The organism is Victivallis vadensis (genome assembly GCF_003096415.1).
In the GTDB taxonomy this organism is placed as follows: Bacteria; Verrucomicrobiota; Lentisphaeria; order Victivallales; family Victivallaceae; genus Victivallis; species Victivallis vadensis.
Genome location: NZ_QEKH01000005.1, coordinates 115,241 through 132,760 on the forward strand (window position 1 = coordinate 115,241; position 17,520 = coordinate 132,760).

Here is a 17,520-nt window from a genome sequence, read left to right on the forward strand (position 1 = left end):
CGTTCAGTCCCCCTGCGTCAGTTCATCGGGAATGATCGCGCCGGGGCGGATCATGCGGATAATCGGAGAAATGACTCCGGTCGAGTTGATCCAGCGTTCTCCGGAGTTCGCCGCGCCGTGGTCGATCGAACCGACATGGCCGTCGAAGAACACCATATTGCCGCGACCGCTGTGAACCAGATAGGGATACCCGTAACCGTTCGTGGTCACATTGGTCACCATGCGGAATGCGTTGCTGTTGTCCGCGTCCCCCGGATTCCGGGCGCATCCCAGCATTCCGATTCTGGAGGCGCCGACCTTCTGGTAATCGGACTTCGCCAGGCTGACCGGCTTCTGGTCGGCGGTGTAGACGCCACCGTAGGTCTTGCGCCATGAATTCTCATCCGCCGCCGTCTGGGTCGGCATCGCATCCGGGCAGAAGAATACCTTGTTGAATTTCGGAATGTACGCTCCCTTCCACAGCGCATAATTCCATGCGTAGCTGTTGGCGCCGCCCTGCTGGTAGCTCTGGCCCGCCGGGAAGTACATCCGGTTGTCGTCCATATATCCGACCGCGCCCATGCTGAGCTGCTTCAGGTTGCTGACGCAGTTGATCGCACGGGCCCGCATCCGGGCGTTGTTCAGCGCCGGCAGCAGCATCCCGGCGAGAATCGCGATGATCGCGATCACGACGAGCAGCTCAATTAAGGTGAAATTTCTTCTCTTCATGGCATTTCTCTCCCTGGTTTGATTGTTCTTACTCGGCAACAAATCGGAGGCATTTCACTTCATACGGCTGCAGTTCAACCTCGAACCCGCCGTGATCCACAGTAACCGCATTCCGCCCGGAAATCAAGTCGGCCACCCCGACTTTTCCCTCGGGCAGTCCCGAAACCCGCACCTTCACGGCGGCCTCCGGGGCCGAATTCACCAGAAACAGCGTCCGCCGGTCACGGTATCCGATCTCGGCGAATGCCACGGACGGGTATTCGCGCACGTCCTTTTTGTTGTTGATCCCCACATCGACCGCGACCGCCGCCGGACCGGAGACCACCTCGACCTTCAGCCGGTCCAGCCGTTTGCCGAACAGGAAGAGTTCCCCGAGCTTCTTTTCGCCGGCCAGCTCCCGCGCGATTTGCGCATAGGCGTCGAAGTAACGGTCGTATGCGTCGAAGCCGGGGCGCTTCGCCAGCGAGAACACCACCACGCCTTTCGCCCCCGACACCAGCGACAGATATACGTCGTGGCGCACCAGCTTCTCCAGAATGTCCAGATGCTTCGCTTCCGGCTGCCGGAACATCTCCGGCACCGCGATCGGAACCGCCTTCGCACCGGTCTCCGCCACCGCCTGCGCTTCACTCTCGGCGGACCAGCGGCACCAGACCCGTTCATCCTCCTTTTTCAACTGGGTCGGATACATTCCCTTGCCCACCACGCCGAGAGCTTCGGCGAACGGAATCATCTGCTCTTTCGTATAGTGGTTCGGCAGATAGAGCCACACCGGGCGCCGCTCCGGATCATTTTCGCGGATCGTTTCAGCCGCCGCTTTCAGAAAAGCCATATCGCGCTTCCGCCACGGCCGCAGTTCCTCCGGCCCGAGATACCACCACGCGATCCGCCGGTTTACCGCATTCTTCTTCACCTGTGCGGCGATGCTTTTCAAATAAGGCTTCGCATTGAAATCCGGCGCATCCAGCAGTTTTTTGGTCAGCCTGACGCCGTCCGCCTCCGGCTGGACCGGGTAGATCATAAACAGCCCTTCGCGCTCCGCATCGGCAGTCAGGTTGCGGATCTGGTACTCGCTGTAGACCGGCCCGGCCATCGTGTAACCGGCCTGCTTCATCGCCGCCGTATCCGCCGGAGAGAAACCGGAGAACGGGAAAATCCGCCCCTGCGGATAGATCCGGTCCTCCGGCAACCCGCGTCCCGAATCGAAGCCGGGAGCCAAAAAGCTTTCCGTCCCCGTCGCCGGCAGGCAGAGAAGCGGCAGAAGCATCAGTTTCAGAATCATCCGCATCATGCGATCCCTTTCATTATTCCAACATTTTGGACACTGTCCATTTTCTGATTACAATTATACGCGATTCCGATTGAAAAGTCAATAGGGCAAATCGAAATTCCGATGATTTTTTCTGATTTTTTGTTCGGTGTCCAAAAATATCAGTTCAACCGTAGTTCCGACAGCAGAAAGCACGCCGATCCGCACCGGGATCCACGGCCGGGCGCTTCGGCTTTACGGCAGCGCCGCCACGCTGGCGCGTTCGACCAGTTCCGGTTTCAGCTCGACGGATTCCGGGCGTTTCCCGGAGGCGACCCACTGCCGCAGCAGCTCCACCGCCGTCTCGCCCTGTTCCCGGAGCGGCTCCGCGAACGTCGTCAGGCCGGAGACTTCCGCACCGCGCCATGAATGATTGTCGAAAGAAAGCACCGAAAGCTGCCCGGGAATCCCGATTCCGAGCCTTCCGGCGGCCTCGAACAGCCAGCCGGCCCGGTAGTCGCGCACCGTGAAGATCGCGGTCGGCAGCTCCGGCTGCTTCAGGAAGTTCATCAGCACGCCCACCTGGTCCGCGCTCTGCTCGTAACCGAGGCCGGAGAGCACCCAGGCCGGATTCAGCGGCACATCCTCCTCCGCCAGCGCCCCCCGGAATCCGGCCAGCATCTCGGCGTACAGATAATCCCGGACCGCCCCGGTCACAATGCCGATCCGGCGGTGCCCCCTGCCGATCAGGAAGCGCACCGCGTTACGCGCCGCCGCGCGGTAGTCGACATAGGTGCGCAGCGCCCCCTCGTGCCCCCGGTTGTCGGCGGCGATCACATACGGAACCGCCGCCTTCTCCAGCGGCGCGATCAACCCGTCGAAGTTGTCGCACTGCAGATAGATCATCCCCTGGATCAGGCCGTTCATGCAGTGGGCGATGATCTCGTCGGTCATCCGGCCGGAATCGGAAAACGAAGCCAGCATCTCGCAGTTTTTCTTTTCCGCCCCGGCCGCGATCCCGGCCAGCAGCTCCATGGAAACCGGCAGATAGCGGAATGTGCCGAAATCGGAAGGGCGCACGAAAAAACGCTTGAGCATATTCCGGCTCGCGCCGTTTTCCAGCACCAGCGCCCCGCAGTTCGGATAGATCTGGATCAGCCCCTCCTCCTGCAGCAGCTTCAGGATATTGTGCACGGAGCTCTTGGAAACATTCAGCGATTTCGCCAGCTCCCGCGCCGAAGGCAAATAGGTGCCGGCCAGATAATGGCCGTTCAGAATCTCCTCGCGCAGCTGGGTGCGGCTTCCATTGGTCTTATTGTTTTTTCGCGGCGTCGCCATCCTCACCTCCTGTTTTTTCCAATTACACAATACCCCCTTTCCCGAAAAAGTCAACTCAATTTTGGACATTGCCCAATTATTTTATATTTTTTTCGTTTTTCCTCTTGACTTTCTCTCTTTTTCATCGTATAATGGACATTGTCCAATAAATAATTTTCAAATGGACTCCGGGTATTATTACGATAACGATGGGGGGGATACATCATGAGCAGCGGCGGAACGATCGTGGAAAACGGCCGGACCTATTATACGGTCGGAACGTTGAAGTATTCTCTGTTCGGGCTGGTTAATCTTTTCATCTGGATGCTGTGGGGGGATTTCTGCTTCACGCTGATGGAGATGCTGATCCCGTCGCTGCTGCCGCTGTTCCTGAACAACCATGACGCCCCGAACTGGCTGATCGGCCTGGTGGTCGGCAGCATTCCCGCCGCGCTGAATTTCGTGATCAATCCGATCGTCAGCACCCGCAGCGACCGAACCCGCACCCGCTGGGGCCGCCGCATCCCCTATTTGCTGTTCGCGAGTCCCTTCGTGACGCTGTTCCTGATCCTGCTCGGCTGGAGCGACGCGATCGGCACTTTCCTGCAGCGGACGGTATTCGGCGGCAACGTGTCGGCGGCGGCGGTGACCATCGGCTGCATCATCGTATTCGCGGTCGGCTTCCAATGCTTCAACATGTTCGTGGCCTCGATCTTCTACTACATCTTCGCGGACGTGGTGCCCAAACAGTTCATGGGGCGCTTCATGGCGCTGTTCCGCATGGTCGGCACCGTCGCCGGCTTCATCTTCAACGGCTACATCATCAAGCACGCCGACCTTCACATGCCCTGGATCTTCACCGTCGTGGCGCTGATCTACCTGACCGCCTTCGGCCTGATGTGCCTGCTGGTCAAGGAGGGACAGTACCCGCCGCCGGAACCGCCGAAAGGCAATCCGGTCAAAACCTACTTCCGGGAGTGCTTCAGCCTGAGCTTCTACCGCTGGTTCTTCCTCGCGATGGCCTGCAACGACGCCTCGACCGTCTGCCGCACCATGTTCAATCTGCTCTTTTCCAAAAACGAACTCGGGCTCTCTCTGGAACAATACGGCAACATCATGAGCGTCAACGCGGTGATCTCCTTCTTTCTGCTGATCCCGATGGGCTTCCTGGTGGACTGGCTCCATCCGCTGCGGACCTATATCGCCGGCGCAATGCTGGTGATCGCCGCCAATCTCTTCGGCTTCTTCTTCGTGCAGGATTACATCACGTTTTTCATCGTCGCAATCCTGATCGCAATCGTATATGTGATCCAGAATGCCAGCAAACTGCCGATGTTCGTGTCGCTGCTGCCGGCCGCCAGCTACGGCCAGTTTTCCTCGGCCAACGCGATGGTGGTCTCGGTATTCCTGATCTTCGCGAACTTCGGCGGCGGGGTCTTCATCGACTTTCTGGGCTACCGGTACATCTTCATCTGGGACCTGCTGTTCACCACGCTCGGGCTGATCGCGCTGCTCAAGGTCTACCGCTACTGGAGCCGCAGCGGCGGCCGCCGGGGCTACGTCGCCCCGACGGTGCAGAACCGTCCGGCCGTTGACTGACCCGCTTCCTACTTCCAGTCGTTCAGCAGGAAGGAGACGGCGACGGCGGAGTAAAGCTCGGTCAATCCGGTCGCCGGGTCGAACTTCACTTCAAAGCCGTTGCCGCGCTCGTCGCGCCAGCCGCCGGCGGGGAGCGGCGCGCGGGTCACCAGCAGCGGGACCCGTTCCCGGTGCGGCTCCAGCGGCAGCGGCGATTTACGTTCCAATTGCTCCAGCGCGTCGCGGTCCAGCTCCACGGCCGGTTCGGCGGCGACGGCCCCCTCCTCTTTCAGGAACAACGCCGCCATGCTGTTCGGGACCTGAAGCGGAAACATCGTGACGAGTTCCGCCCCCGGATACGGCCTCAGCAGTTCAAAGCCGTGAATGCCGCCAATCCGGAAACGGCGCACGCCGGACTCCCACGCCCGGCGGATCGTCTGCCGGGCAGCGTCCAGCTCCCGCTCCGGGATGAACGCCGACACCGTGAATTCCGGCGCGGGCGCGGGCGGTTCCGGCGCCGCACCCGGCAGCGCCCGGTAGTCGAAGTAAAAACGGGCCAGCGCCTCCGCCAGGTGGGAATGACGTTCTTCGAGCTTCAGCCGCTGTGCCGCCCAGCTCCAGAACTCCCGGCGCAGCTCCTTCAGCACGCTGGCGGGCACGAAAAACGAACCGGCCACCGCGGCTTCGACCCGGCCCGCGCTCCACGGCTCCGGCACGCCGGAGGCGAAAGCGGTTTCGGCTTCGGCGGCGGCGAAGGGCTTGCGCTCCGCGGGCTGAAACTCCACCGGGCGGCTCCACACCTCGCCGGGCAGTTCCGCGATTTCACCGCGCCACTCCGAAGCGGAAATCGTCAGCCGCACCGCCACCGGAAAGCGCCCGGCGGGCAGGCTTGCGGCCTGACGGCTGAAATCGTAACCGTTCTCCCCGATCTTGTAGAGCAGGAAACCCGCCTGCGCCGGAAAGTCGCCCGGAATAAAGCAGTCGGTATCGGCGCGCACCTTCACCGCCGGTCTGCGCTGCACTTCCAGATTGATCAAAGTAAAGCTCTCCCCCTCCCCGCCGTCCGGCGGCACCAGCCGCAGCCGGTCACCGAGGTGGAGCCGGTCGGAGGTATGGATACAGAGCCCGTTGCGGACCCGTTTCGTCACGCTCCCGACCACGTTGCCGAATGCGCCGAGCCGCCCGGCGTCGATCAGCGCCGGATACTCCCGCTTCACATAGAATCCGAGCGAAGGCCGCCGGGTCGCGGTGGAGCGGAGCAACTGTTCGGCTTCGGCGACAAGCTCCGGCCCCGGCTCCGGCGGCCCGTCCAGCAGCATCCGGTAGGCGCGCACGGTCTTCCATACGTAGTCGGGAGAACGCAGCCGCCCCTCCACCTTCAGCGAAGCGATGCCGAGCCGCCTGAATTCCGGGATCAGCGAAACAGCCGACAGGTCACGCGGCGAAAGCAGGAAGCCCTCCGCCCCTTCCGCCCGGTAGCGGCGGCGGCAGGGCTGTTTGCATTTGCCCCGGTTGCCGCTCCAGCCGCCCAGCGCCGAGGAGAGCAGACAGCGCCCCGACAGCGAGCAGCAGAGCGAGCCGTGCACGAACACCTCCAGCTCCACCGGTGAACTTTCAGCCATCGCACGCAGTTCCTCAAGCGTGACCTGCCGTTCGAGGATCACCCGCGCGATTCCCCGGCGGGCGGCGGCGGCGATTCCGGCCGAATTGTGAATTCCCATCTGGGTGGAGGCGTGCAACACCAGTTCGGGGAAGTAACTCCGGCAGAGCCGGATCACCGCCAGGTCCTGCACGATCAGCGCGTCGGGACGGAGTTTGGCCAGCTCCGCCAGAAACTCCGCCGCCTCGCCGAGTTCGGACTCCTTCAGCAGCGTGTTGAACGTCAGGTAGACCCGGCGTCCCCGGCTGTGCGCATAATCAAGCAGCCGCCCGAGGTCGGCGGCGGAAAAGTTGGCGGCCCGTTCGCGGGCGTTGAATTTGGCGAGCCCGCCGTAAACGGCGTCGGCTCCGGCGTCGAATGCGGCCAGCGCGGTTTCCAGATTTCCGGCGGGAGCCAGCAGCTCCGGCACGGCAGATTGTTTGTCCATACGGCGGACGGCTCCTGTCGTTGCGGTTGATTTTCCCCTGATAACATACCACCGCAACCGGCCCGCCGCAAGCCGTTTCCCGATTACGGAAAAATATCGGCTGTTTTTTTCGTTTCCCTCTTGACATCGGCGTTCGTTTTTGGTATAATATTATTGACAAAACGTTTTGCCAAATATTTTGCATCACATTTTTCAGGAGAGTCAGACAGAGATGCCGGCCAAAGCCAAAATTACCGATGTCGCCCGCGCGGCGGGGGTTTCCGTGACCACGGTTTCGCACACGCTGAGCGGACGCCGTCCGGTCGGCGAGGAGGTGCGCGGCCGGGTGCTCCGGGCGATCCGCGAACTCAACTACCGCCCCAACTACTTCGCGGGGGCGATGAAACAGAACCGCACCGGGCTGGTCGGGATTCTGGTGGACCAGTGCCGCAACGCCGCCACCGGCATCCTGCTCGAAGGCATGGAGCAGGAGCTCGGCAGCCGGGGCTATGAAATCGTGCTCGGCATCGCCGGGCTTGACCGGGCCAAGGGGACGCGGCTGCTCGAAAAATTCGCGTCCGGCATGGTGGACGGCGTGATCAATATGCTGCCGCAGCTCTCTTCCGACGAAGCGGAACTGATCGCGCCGTCGCTGCCGCTGGTCACACACCTGCGGCAGGCTTCCGCGCCGGTGTACATCGACTATGAGGAGGGGGCGCGGCAGGCGTTTGAATACCTGCGCGGCCTCGGCCACCGCCGGATCGGCTGCATCAGCTCCCGGCGGCGGCGGATGAACGCCGCCGATCCGGTGCTGGACGGCTGCCGGAGCTTTCTGGCCTCCATCGGGGAAACTCCCGATCCGGCTTTGTTCGCCGACGGCGACGACACCATCGACGGCGGCCGCCGCGCCGCCGCGCAGCTGCTTGAACAGGGAGTCACCGCGATTTTCGCCGCCAACGACCAGATGGCCCTCGGCGCCTACCAGCGCGCCTATGCGCTGGGGCTGCGGATTCCGGAGCAGCTCTCCGTGATCGGCTACGACGACACGCCGCAGGCGATTTCGGTCTATCCGCTGCTCACTTCGGTCCAGATTCCATTCGGGGAGATCGCCCGATATACCGTCGAAGGACTGCTGCGCAAGCTCGACGGCGAAGCGCAGCCGCTCCAGCCCCGCGTGATCCATCCGCAACTGATCGTCCGCAATTCAACCGGCATTCCGGCATAAAGGAGAAACCATGAAACGAAATTTCACATTGATTGAGCTGCTCGTCGTTGTAGCGATCATCGCGATTCTGGCGGCGTTGCTGCTGCCTGCGCTGAACAGCGCGCGGGAAAAAGTGATCATGACCAAATGCAAGAACAACCTCAAGCAGATCGCGGTCGGCATCCACGCCTACGGCGGCGACAACGGCGAATACATGCCGAATTCTCCACTGAGCGCGACGCCTCCCAACAGCCGCTACACCCACCGCGGCAACTCCGGCAACAAGAAATCCTACACCAACCTGGGGCTGCTGATCGAGGGCTACCTGAATGAAGCCGTGCTCTACTGTCCCGCCCAGAAAATCCGCACCTATGATTCCGTGAAAAACCTGCCGCGCACCTCCAACCGCATCGCAGGATACGACAGCCTGCCGGTATGGGCCAATTCAAAATGGAACTTTCGGCCCCGCATCGGCTTCATGCAGAAGGAAAAGCTGGCGATGGTGTACGATATCGCGACCGACAGCAAACTTTACAGCATGCCGCACGGCCTGCAGTGGAATGTCGCCTTTGCCGACGGCCACATCGCCGTCTACCGGAACGGTTCGAGTTCGATCGGCGGCGGCGCCACGCTTGCCGGCATGATCGCGGAAGGAAAGAACACCTCGTTTCCCAACGCGACGACCATCCTGAAACGCCTCTCGACCTGCGGTTACTGAACAAAGGAGCCTTTGACATGTCCGTCACCAGAATCGCCGCCGCACTGCTGTTGTGCGGCATCTGTTCCGCCGCCGGGCTGACCGTGGATACGCAGGTCAGCGAAAAAGCGGCATATCTGCGCGGGAAAAAAGTCTACCCCGAATACCTGCTCGACATGAGCAGCGCCGCCGACTGGGCCAGGATCGGCAGCACCGGCGGACACCGGCTGCGGGTTAGCGAGGTCGATGCGCCGGGTCGTCCCGGCCAGCGCGCGCTGATGTTTTCGGTGAAAATCGACAAAAAGAATCCAAAAGCGCCCGGCTGGGTCGCGTGGCAGTCGATGCTTTCGCCGGAGCTGAACATCGTCGGCGCGGATGAGATCGAGTTTGAAATCTATCCGCTGCAGAAGTTTCCGTTCGGTGTGGTCGCCCGCTTCGGCACCTCGAAGGGATTCGGCCAGCTCCCCTGCTCCTGGTCGGATGTCGTGAAGAATCTGGAGCCGAACCGCTGGCACACGGTGCGGATTCCGGTCAAGAAAAGCCGCAAATCCGTGGACAGCCTCCGCTTCGACTTCAACGCCCGCGCCGACGCGGTCCCGCACCAGCAGGAATTGTCGATGATCATCGGCGCGATCCGCTTCCTGCCCGCGCCGCATCCGGCCACGGCGGAGTGGTCGACCCGCATGAAAACCGGAGCGCCGCTCGAAAACGGCTTCCTGATCAACCCGCATTCGCTCGAAATGGCGGATGATGCCGACCTCGAATACAACATTGAGCTGGCGGTCGAACGCACCGTGGAGGCGACGCTGGAACTCCGGTGCGGCGACAAGAGCTTCACGCAGCCGGTCACGCTCGGAACGCCGTACACCACGCTCCGGATCCGGATTCCCCGGTTTGCGGAGCAGTTCGCCCCCGGCGATTACCGGCTGGAAACCACAATCCGCGACGCGGCGGGCAAGGTGATCGCGCAGAACGCTGAACCGATGCCGCTGACGCTCTTTTCCGCCGCCGCGATGGACAAGCAGCGCCGCCAGCTCCTGACACGCCTCGGCACGCTGACCGGCGAACTGGGCTCATTGCGCGAATCCGGCGTTGCCGCGCAGCTACCCGAAGTGACCCGGACCACCGCGGAGCTGTTCTTGAACCACTTCATCCCCGACGACTTCAACCGGCAGAAAGAGTTCGGCATCGCCCTCGCCGAGCTGGCCGATGTGGAACGTCTGCTCGACACGCTCGAAGCGGAGCTGGCCGCATACCGCGCCGGGACGCTCCGTGAACCGCCTCTCGCGCCTTACGACCCGGCGGCTCCCCTCGCCGTCCGCGACGGAGTGATCACCCAGCACGGCAAGCCGATCCTGCTGATCGGACCGCTGACCGGAATGCCCGCACTCGACTGGAGCGAATACGCCGCGAAACTCGGCTTCAATTCGCTGGTGGTCGAGACCGACATGGACCGCTGGCTGAACTTCGACGCGAAAAAGAACATGGAACTGAAAACGCATCCCGACCTGATCCACGGCGCGCCCCGGAGTTTCCGGGGAGAGGCCGCCCGCCTCAACTACTATCTGGAACGCAGCCACGCCAACAAACTGGCCGCCAATCTGCTGCTCTCCTCGCACTACTGCAAGCACATCCCCGGCGACCTCAAAAACGCGCGCAGCCCCTACGCCGGGCACAACAACTTCGACTGGAACGTACTGGCCCCGGAGGCGAAGGAGGCGTTCCGCCGCATGTACGGCAACATCCTCCCGTTCCTGCTGGAAAAACCGCACCTGGTCAGCCTCGGCACCGCCAACGAACCCAGCTACACCGTCAAATCCGGTTCAAAGGAGTTTGAGCGCGGTTTCATCGGCCGCCTGCAAGAGAAGTACCAGACCGCCGCCGCGTTGAACCGGGCGTGGGGGACGCGGTACGCCGCCGTCGGCGATGTGACGCTCCGCGACGCGCTTTCGCCGCAGGCTCCCCCGCAGGCCCGGGTGGACTGGGCCGAATACCTGAGCCGCGAAGTCAGCCTTTTCTACGGCTTCCTGAAGGACCGGCTGCTCGACGCGCTGCCCGGCAAGCAGGTCTGGGTCAAGCTGATGGGCAACCTCGGATACGAGATGCTCGACGAGGCGGACAACATCGCACTCGGACAGAACGTCGCGGGTTCGGACTCCGCCAACGAGCTGTGGCTGGATCACCTGAGGAGCCTCTTTCCCGGCTATCCGGTCACCAACCACGAATGGCACTTCATCCGCGCGGAACACACCTCCGACGCGCCGTTCCTCGCGATGCGGATGTTCCAGGGAGTCAGCCGCGGGCTGCAATCCGGCAACATCTGGCGCGGCCAGCGCGCACAGTGGGACAGCAAAGGGTACGGGCACGCCGAATCCTTCTCCCGCTATCCGGTCGCCCTGAACGCGATCGGCCGGACTTCCCTCAAGCTGCGCATGCTATATCCGGTTCTGGTCCGGTTCCGACAGCTCGACGGCGGCGCGGTGCGGCTCTACTACGACAAAAACGACCAGCTGCTGCGTGAAAAGGAGTATCCGGCTTTGCTCAACGCCGCCTACGACCGGCTCAGGATCAATCCCTCCGGCGTCCGTTTCCTGTACCCGCAGACCGTCACGCCGGAAAATCTGGCCAAGGTGAAACTCGTCGCCGCCGGTTCGATCCGCCATATCCCGGCGGAGACCGCCCGGACGTTCGCGGCGTGGGTTGCCGGCGGCGGCACGCTTTATCTGCAGGCGCCGGGAGAATGGTCCGACTACAGCGGCGGAAAGCTCGACCTGCCCGCCGGTTTCCGCAAAGCCGTGACCGCCGCCGGAGTCGCCCGCTATGGCAAGGGAACGGTCGTCACGGTTCCCGGCTGGGAGGGGGACGCGGCCCTGATGTCCGGGCCGGTCGCATGGAGCGGTTCCACTCCGAACCGCGAGGTCGAATGCCGCCTGCCGGCTGCCCCGGACGGCACTCCGCAGTATTTGTCGATCGTCAACCTGAAGGGCAAAGTCCAGAAAGTCCGGCTGCGGGACGGCCGGACACCGCTGCGGATCACCGGCAAGGACCTCTGGAACCATGCCGATGCCGCACTCGACGGGGAATTTGAACTCGCCCCCTTTGAAGTCCGGCTGATCGAGGTTGCCCGCCCGTAAACCGGCGCTTCCGGCGGACGGATTTCGCCGCCCTTCTTTCCCAAGGTCTCCTTGACAGCGGGGCGGACGGCGTGTATCATAAATGCCGGAAACCGTTTTACAACCGCGAGGGAGCCGATTATGAGTGATATGAATTTCCGCCGTTCCGTGCCGTCTGCCGGAGAATATGAGCTCACCACCGCCGGAACCCGGTTCCGGTAAGATGGGAAAGCCGGTCGGAGAACAGGCGGCGGCGCTCGCGAAGCGGCTGCGCGCGGAGCTGGAACTCTATCCCGCGGGGCGGCGCTTCCTGAGTCACGGCGAAATCCGGAAGCGGTTCGGCGCCAATCTGCGCGTGGTCATGGCCGCACTGGAGCTTCTGCGGGCGGAAGGGGCGCTGGAGCTGCGCGAACGGATCGGCTCCTTCAGCCGCCTTTCCGCGCGGGAGCGCAAGCCGGTGATCCTGTTTTTCCACCACGACTATCCGAGCGCCTTCCACGCCGACTGGCTGCGGGCGCTCCGGGAGCAGGAAGAACGCACCGGCGCTTTCCGGCTGCTGCCGCATCCCTATGATTATCAGCGCAACGACTTTACCGGGTGTTCCCTGGAAGCGGCCGACGCGGTGATCCTCGGCGGCGCCACCCGCAACTGGAGCGAGCGGGAGTACCGGTGGCTGCTGACGCTTCGCCCGCCGGTCCTGCTCTGCGGCGACGGCTTCGAAAACGACCGCATCAGCTACCTGACCCAGCAGGAATACATGAACGGCATCCTCGCCGCGCGGCACTTCCTCGAACGCGGACACCGGCGTCTCGCGATGATCCGCAGCATGCCCCCCCGCCAATGCTCGCGCCGGCGGGCCGACAGCTTCCGGCAGGAAGCCGCCTTTGGCGGCGCGGCGGTGGAAATGCTGGACTGCCACGCCGAAAACGGCGAATATCCTCCCGAGTGCGCGGCGGAACTGCTGGACGCCCGGCTGAACCGCGCCCCCTGCGATTTCACCGGCCTCCTGATCGACACCGCCGGAGCCGCTCCGGGCGTCCTTGAGGCGCTGCACGCTCATGGCCTCAACATCCCCGGCGACCTCAGCTGCATCGTCATCGACAACCTGACGCAGCTTGACCGGAGCAATCCGCCGCTGACGGCGGTCGGCGTCGACTTCACCGAGCTGGCCGAGTGTATGGTGCATCACCTGCTCGACCGCATTCACGGCAGGTGCGCTCCCGCCGTGCTCGAACTGGCCCCCCGCCTGTTCGACCGGGGTTCGGTCAGGAAAATCCGGGAATTTTTGTAAGCAGATGTTTCCATTGCTGCTTACATCAGCCATAATAAACTATAATGGCATGGAAAGGTAAATGAAATTTATGTATCATTACATGATCACGCGAGACTTGAAAGCGGAGATGAAGCTTACTCCCGCTCAGCGGGAGCAAGCCTTTCGGGCTCCGCACTCCAAGGCTGACCTTGGACGGCATCGGGCCGGGTAAGCAAACATAACATCAGATTGGAACCGTAGCCTTTATGATCAACAAACCAGATATGATGGACGACGGAGGGAAAAAATGAAAAGATATATTTTTACCTTGATTGAGTTGCTTGTGGTAATAGCAATCATCGCGATTCTGGCGGCGATGCTGCTGCCGGCCCTCAACAAGGCGCGGGACAAGGCGCGAAGCATTTCATGTGTCAGCAACCTGAAACAGTGCGGCCTTCTGTTCACCCAGTATTCCGCGGATCACGGCGGCTGGGTGATGCCGGCAAAGGCCCAATATCCGACGGCGGCCTGGCGCCGGACCTGGTGGAACCTGCTCGGCGAGCTGGGCTACATGGAGCCGCCCGGAACCGGCAAACGGAACTTCGCCAACTGTCCGGCGGACACCCTTCCCGCCGGGCGGGCGGCGGCGGACGGCACCAACAGCTACGGGCTGCAGCAGGGATCGGCCGCCTGGAAGGGGGCGGGAGTGACTTCCTCCAAGACCGGCGAGGTATTCTACTCCCGCCGGGAGCAATATGTGGACAGTAAAACGCTGCTGGGAGCCGACTCCGCCGTGGCGGTGGTTCAGAGCAGCTACGATGAAGTCTACTTCATCCCGACCGGTTCGGGGCAGTTGCTGACCTCCGGCACCGCGAAGGGGATCGGCATCCGCCACAACGGCCGCGCGAATGTGCTTTTCGGCGACAACCACGTCGGGCACTGGAGTCCCGTCGAAATCACCGCGGACGCGGAATTCAACTATGTGATCCGATAACCGAACAATCAGGAGAAAATTCGATGACGACCACAATCCGGCAATACACATCCGCCCTGCTCCTGGCCGCCGCCATCGTGCCGTTCACGGGCCGGGCGGCGGAGGCGGAGGAGTTCCTGCTCGGCGCGACCGTCCACTTCACGCAGGACAAGGGGATACTCGACGTCAATCTCAAGCTGGCCCGGGATTGCAACCTGAACGCCATCCGGGAGGACCTGCCGTGGAAGCTCGCGGAACGGCGGCGCGGCATCGTGACCGCTCCAAGCCTTTTCCGGCGCATCGCCGACACGGCCAGAGCCAACGGGCTCCCGGTGCTGGGAATCCTCGCCTACAACAACCACTTCTACGATGGCGGCAGTTATCCGCGCAGCGCCGAGGCGGTGGCAGCTTACGCCCGCTACGCCGGACAGGTCGCGGCCGGCTTGCGCGGCCGGGGCGTTCCGTTCTATCAGGTCTGGAACGAATGGGACGGCGGCTGCGGCATGAACCCCGCCAAACGCGGCCGGGGCGATGCCGAAAGCTATATCAACCTCCTGAAAGCCGCCTACCCTGCGCTGAAGCAGGCCGATCCCGACGCGACGGTCGTCTCCGGCTCGGTCTGCACCGGCGACGAATACTTTGAAAAGCTGCTGCAGCTCGGCATAGCCGATCACTGCGACATCCTCTCCATTCACACCTACAACTTTCAGCAGCGCGGGGAAGCCGCCACTCCCGAGGCATGGCAGCGGCGCATGCTGAAACTGGATGAAATGATCAGGAAATACAACAACGGCGACAGCAAGCCCGTTTTCGTCACCGAAATGGGTTATCCCTCCTTCACCGGCCCCCACGGACGCACCGCCGGAGAGTGCGCCGTCTACCTTGCGCGGCTGATGCTGCTGGCACGCACGGTACCGAACCTGCGGGGGTTATGGTGGTACGATCTGCAGGACGACGGCTGGGACATCACGGAACGGGAACACAATTTCGGGCTGTTCAACGCCGACGGCACGCCCAAACCGGCGGCCGCCGTGATGCGCGACCTGGCCCCCCTCGTCCGCAAAGGCGAATTTCTCGGCCGGCTCGATACGGGCGATCCGTCGGTCTGGATACTGCGGTTCCGCCACGACGGCAGGGAAACGCAGGCGATGTGGAGCACCGGCGGCCGCCGCTCCGGGCTCGTCTGGGAAAAGGGCCCCGGCAGCACCGGAACCTTTAAAATGCGCCGTCCCGGTCAGCCGCCGCAGCCGCTGGCGTGGGGCAGGCGCGACTGGGTTGCCGACCGCAAAGCGAAGTTCGATCCGGCGCGCCGGGAGATCACCATCGACGAAATGCCGCTTCTGATGACCGGTGATTTCACCGATGTCAGGCTGGCCGGAACGGTTGAACGCCCCGCTCCTCCAGCGGGAAGAAGCGACTACCGGCTTCCGCCCGATATCGCAGTCGCGGTGCCGAAAGGCGAGAAAGCCGCCGCCGTATCGCTGCCGAAACGGGGCAATTACTTCAAATTTGCCGATCCCGGTTATCAGGGCGACAAGGACCTCGACGCCGCCTTTGAATTCCATTACGACCGCGACCACCTCTATCTGACCGTGCGGACGGTGGACGACCACTTCCGCCTCGCCCCCAGCGCCGAACGCGGCTGGGGCAGCGACGGAATCCAGACCGGCTTCCATTTCGACCGCGAAGGCGGTTCCCCGCTCGAACGGGTCGAACTGGATTTCGCCCTGACCGGCCACGGCCCGGAAGCCTGTTGGCGAACCCCATTCGCCGGACGCCGGCCGGGAATCGCCACGGATGTGAAAATCACGGTGCGCGAGGGAAAACGCGAGGGAACGGCGCGTTGGCACACCTATCGCCTGACCATTCCCGCCTCCAGTCTCGGCGCGGGCGAGCTGCGGCCCGGCAGGAGCTTCCTCTTCTCCATCCTGGTGAACGACAACGACGGCGCAGGGCGCAAGGGCTTCCTGCACTGGGGCGGCGGCCTCGGCAGCCGCCCGTATGATCCAAGTTTTTACAATCTGGTGGTGCTCAAATAATCCCCTCTCACCCATCCGGTATCGGGAATTTCACTCCTTTGGAGCGAGCAGGGCGCTTCGCCCCTGCACCCCGACCGGCAAGGTGCCGGTGCCGAATACTTGAGAGCCGGGAAAACCGTTCCGGTTTCCCCTCCGGGTGGGGGAGCCCTGATGGAGACAGGCATGGTTGTACAGGAGCGGCACTCCCTGCGCCTGCTGCCGCCGGAGGTCACGCGCAGAACCTCCAGATGCTGATAGGTAATAGACAGATACCATGATGGAGGCTGTTGAGAGCTGATCTTTCGCATAGGTAAGACAAGGTCAGGCAACAATGCAATTGCCATATCACAGGCAAGCATATCTTTGAATACGAGCCTTACTAAACTTTACCTGTATGAAAGGACAGGTAGAGTTCAGCCTCCATGAGTGTAATTTCACATCATCCGGTCAGCATCTGGAGGTTCCGAGCGTGACCTCCGGCGGCAGCAGGCGCAGGGAGTGCCTAAAGCCCGCAAAAAAGCGGGCTTTGCGCCGACCGAAGCGGTGTGCCGCTCCTGTACAACCATGCCTGTCTCTACCGGAGCCTCCCCCTCCCGGAGGGGAAACCGGAACGGTTTTCCCGGCTCTAAGTACCCGGCACCGGCACCTTGCCGGTCGGGTTCCAAGGGCGAAGCGCCTTGGTCGCCAAAGGCGAAATCCCCGAATAACGCAGCGGCGAGGCATAAAAAATCCCCGGAAGTTGAGACTACCGGGGATTTTTTGTTTTAACGATCGTCGATGGATTTGGTGGTGGTGCGCCGTTCGATGCGGAATCTGGTGTAGAAGGGATTTCCCCATCCGGCCAGCTTTCCGTCTTTGAACACCAGCGGAATGCACTCATCCTCAGTGACAAGCCCGTCGTGCCAGATCGTATTCCAATAATAGAACCAGACATCCGGCTGGCAATAGGATTCATCCGTGAGCGGCTCTCCCATCACCTGAAGCACCTGCTCCTTGGTCATTCCGACCCGAAGCTGCTTCGAATTATCGACGTTGTCGCTGATTTCGCCCCACGGCGTCCTGCATCCGGCCAGAAGCGCCATGCATGCCGCCGCGGCGAACAGCCCGAGCGCCGCCTTTTTCCAAATCTTCATCGTCAATCCTCAAAGTGGGCGAATTACGTCAGTCCTGCACCGAGAAACTGTCCTTGCCCGCTCCGCATTCCGGGCAGACCCAGGTATCCGGAATGTCTTCAAAGGCGGTGCCGGGAGCGACGCCGTTGTCCGGATCGCCGACGGCGGGATCATACACGTAGCCGCAGACATCACATACATACTTCTTCATTTTCATTTCTCCTTTTCTGGTT

Annotated in this window: 13 protein-coding genes; 7 read left to right on the forward strand and 6 right to left on the reverse strand. The window is 62.4% G+C overall.

Annotated elements, in window-relative coordinates; translation table 11 throughout:
- Nucleotides 1-3: 3 nt before the first annotated feature.
- The 3 genes from C8D82_RS04485 to C8D82_RS04495 all read right to left on the reverse strand — a co-directional run bounded on the left by C8D82_RS04485 (nucleotide 4) and on the right by C8D82_RS04495 (nucleotide 3,295).
- Nucleotides 4-708, reverse strand: coding sequence for a prepilin-type N-terminal cleavage/methylation domain-containing protein (locus tag C8D82_RS04485; protein WP_116883075.1), 705 nt, complete (start codon nucleotides 706-708; stop codon nucleotides 4-6).
- A gap of 28 nt (nucleotides 709-736) precedes the next feature.
- Nucleotides 737-1,999: a hypothetical protein gene (locus C8D82_RS04490; RefSeq protein ID WP_133245057.1), complete on the reverse strand. Its 1,263-nt coding sequence runs from the start codon at nucleotides 1,997-1,999 to the stop codon at nucleotides 737-739.
- Nucleotides 2,000-2,212: 213 nt separating this feature from the next.
- Nucleotides 2,213-3,295, reverse strand: a complete 1,083-nt coding sequence (locus C8D82_RS04495; RefSeq protein WP_165832825.1) for a GntR family transcriptional regulator — start codon at nucleotides 3,293-3,295, stop codon at nucleotides 2,213-2,215.
- 204 nt (nucleotides 3,296-3,499) lie between these two features.
- Here C8D82_RS04495 and C8D82_RS04500 point away from each other — a divergent pair, with 204 nt between their 5' ends.
- Nucleotides 3,500-4,873: an MFS transporter gene (locus tag C8D82_RS04500; RefSeq protein ID WP_116883078.1), complete on the forward strand. Its 1,374-nt coding sequence runs from the start codon at nucleotides 3,500-3,502 to the stop codon at nucleotides 4,871-4,873.
- A gap of 8 nt (nucleotides 4,874-4,881) precedes the next feature.
- On the opposite strand, the gene C8D82_RS04505 is transcribed toward C8D82_RS04500, so the two are convergent.
- The gene (locus C8D82_RS04505; protein WP_116883079.1) at nucleotides 4,882-6,939 is read right to left on the reverse strand and encodes a peptidase U32 family protein; all 2,058 of its coding nucleotides are present in this window, start codon (nucleotides 6,937-6,939) and stop codon (nucleotides 4,882-4,884) included.
- A 211-nt stretch (nucleotides 6,940-7,150) separates the two neighbouring features.
- Here C8D82_RS04505 and C8D82_RS04510 point away from each other — a divergent pair, with 211 nt between their 5' ends.
- From C8D82_RS04510 to C8D82_RS04535, 6 genes are all read left to right on the forward strand, one after another.
- On the forward strand, nucleotides 7,151-8,143 hold the full coding sequence (locus C8D82_RS04510; RefSeq protein ID WP_116883080.1) for a LacI family DNA-binding transcriptional regulator: 993 nt from the start codon (nucleotides 7,151-7,153) through the stop codon (nucleotides 8,141-8,143).
- Between the two features lie 10 nt (nucleotides 8,144-8,153).
- Entirely contained in the window at nucleotides 8,154-8,840 is a 687-nt protein-coding gene (locus tag C8D82_RS22070) for a prepilin-type N-terminal cleavage/methylation domain-containing protein (protein ID WP_116883081.1), read from the forward strand.
- A 17-nt stretch (nucleotides 8,841-8,857) separates the two neighbouring features.
- Nucleotides 8,858-11,953, forward strand: a complete 3,096-nt coding sequence (locus C8D82_RS04520) for a beta-galactosidase (RefSeq protein ID WP_165832826.1) — start codon at nucleotides 8,858-8,860, stop codon at nucleotides 11,951-11,953.
- Between the two features lie 166 nt (nucleotides 11,954-12,119).
- Nucleotides 12,120-13,223, forward strand: coding sequence for a substrate-binding domain-containing protein (locus C8D82_RS04525; protein ID WP_116883083.1), 1,104 nt, complete (start codon nucleotides 12,120-12,122; stop codon nucleotides 13,221-13,223).
- 268 nt (nucleotides 13,224-13,491) lie between these two features.
- Nucleotides 13,492-14,178, forward strand: coding sequence for a prepilin-type N-terminal cleavage/methylation domain-containing protein (locus tag C8D82_RS04530; protein WP_116883084.1), 687 nt, complete (start codon nucleotides 13,492-13,494; stop codon nucleotides 14,176-14,178).
- 23 nt (nucleotides 14,179-14,201) lie between these two features.
- Nucleotides 14,202-16,196, forward strand: coding sequence for a hypothetical protein (locus tag C8D82_RS04535; protein ID WP_116883085.1), 1,995 nt, complete (start codon nucleotides 14,202-14,204; stop codon nucleotides 16,194-16,196).
- 743 nt (nucleotides 16,197-16,939) lie between these two features.
- Here the strand turns inward: C8D82_RS04535 and C8D82_RS04540 are convergent.
- Both C8D82_RS04540 and rd read right to left on the reverse strand, forming a co-directional pair.
- Nucleotides 16,940-17,308, reverse strand: a complete 369-nt coding sequence (locus C8D82_RS04540) for a DUF3192 domain-containing protein (RefSeq protein WP_116883086.1) — start codon at nucleotides 17,306-17,308, stop codon at nucleotides 16,940-16,942.
- A 28-nt stretch (nucleotides 17,309-17,336) separates the two neighbouring features.
- Complete coding sequence (gene rd, locus C8D82_RS04545; RefSeq protein ID WP_116883117.1) at nucleotides 17,337-17,498, reverse strand: rubredoxin; 162 nt, start codon at nucleotides 17,496-17,498, stop codon at nucleotides 17,337-17,339.
- Between the last annotated feature and the right edge of the window lie 22 nt (nucleotides 17,499-17,520).

What these genes read in the sequence shown, in the direction of transcription:
- C8D82_RS04485 (WP_116883075.1), bottom strand. Translation starts at nt 708, where the DNA reads ATGAAGAGAAGAAATTTCACCTTAATTGAGCTGCTCGTCGTGATCGCG.
- C8D82_RS04490 (WP_133245057.1), bottom strand. Translation starts at nt 1,999, where the DNA reads ATGATGCGGATGATTCTGAAACTGATGCTTCTGCCGCTTCTCTGCCTG.
- C8D82_RS04495 (WP_165832825.1), bottom strand. Translation starts at nt 3,295, where the DNA reads ATGGCGACGCCGCGAAAAAACAATAAGACCAATGGAAGCCGCACCCAG.
- C8D82_RS04500 (WP_116883078.1), top strand. Translation starts at nt 3,500, where the DNA reads ATGAGCAGCGGCGGAACGATCGTGGAAAACGGCCGGACCTATTATACG.
- C8D82_RS04505 (WP_116883079.1), bottom strand. Translation starts at nt 6,939, where the DNA reads ATGGACAAACAATCTGCCGTGCCGGAGCTGCTGGCTCCCGCCGGAAAT.
- C8D82_RS04510 (WP_116883080.1), top strand. Translation starts at nt 7,151, where the DNA reads ATGCCGGCCAAAGCCAAAATTACCGATGTCGCCCGCGCGGCGGGGGTT.
- C8D82_RS22070 (WP_116883081.1), top strand. Translation starts at nt 8,154, where the DNA reads ATGAAACGAAATTTCACATTGATTGAGCTGCTCGTCGTTGTAGCGATC.
- C8D82_RS04520 (WP_165832826.1), top strand. Translation starts at nt 8,858, where the DNA reads ATGTCCGTCACCAGAATCGCCGCCGCACTGCTGTTGTGCGGCATCTGT.
- C8D82_RS04525 (WP_116883083.1), top strand. Translation starts at nt 12,120, where the DNA reads ATGAGCTCACCACCGCCGGAACCCGGTTCCGGTAAGATGGGAAAGCCG.
- C8D82_RS04530 (WP_116883084.1), top strand. Translation starts at nt 13,492, where the DNA reads ATGAAAAGATATATTTTTACCTTGATTGAGTTGCTTGTGGTAATAGCA.
- C8D82_RS04535 (WP_116883085.1), top strand. Translation starts at nt 14,202, where the DNA reads ATGACGACCACAATCCGGCAATACACATCCGCCCTGCTCCTGGCCGCC.
- C8D82_RS04540 (WP_116883086.1), bottom strand. Translation starts at nt 17,308, where the DNA reads ATGAAGATTTGGAAAAAGGCGGCGCTCGGGCTGTTCGCCGCGGCGGCA.
- rd (WP_116883117.1), bottom strand. Translation starts at nt 17,498, where the DNA reads ATGAAGAAGTATGTATGTGATGTCTGCGGCTACGTGTATGATCCCGCC.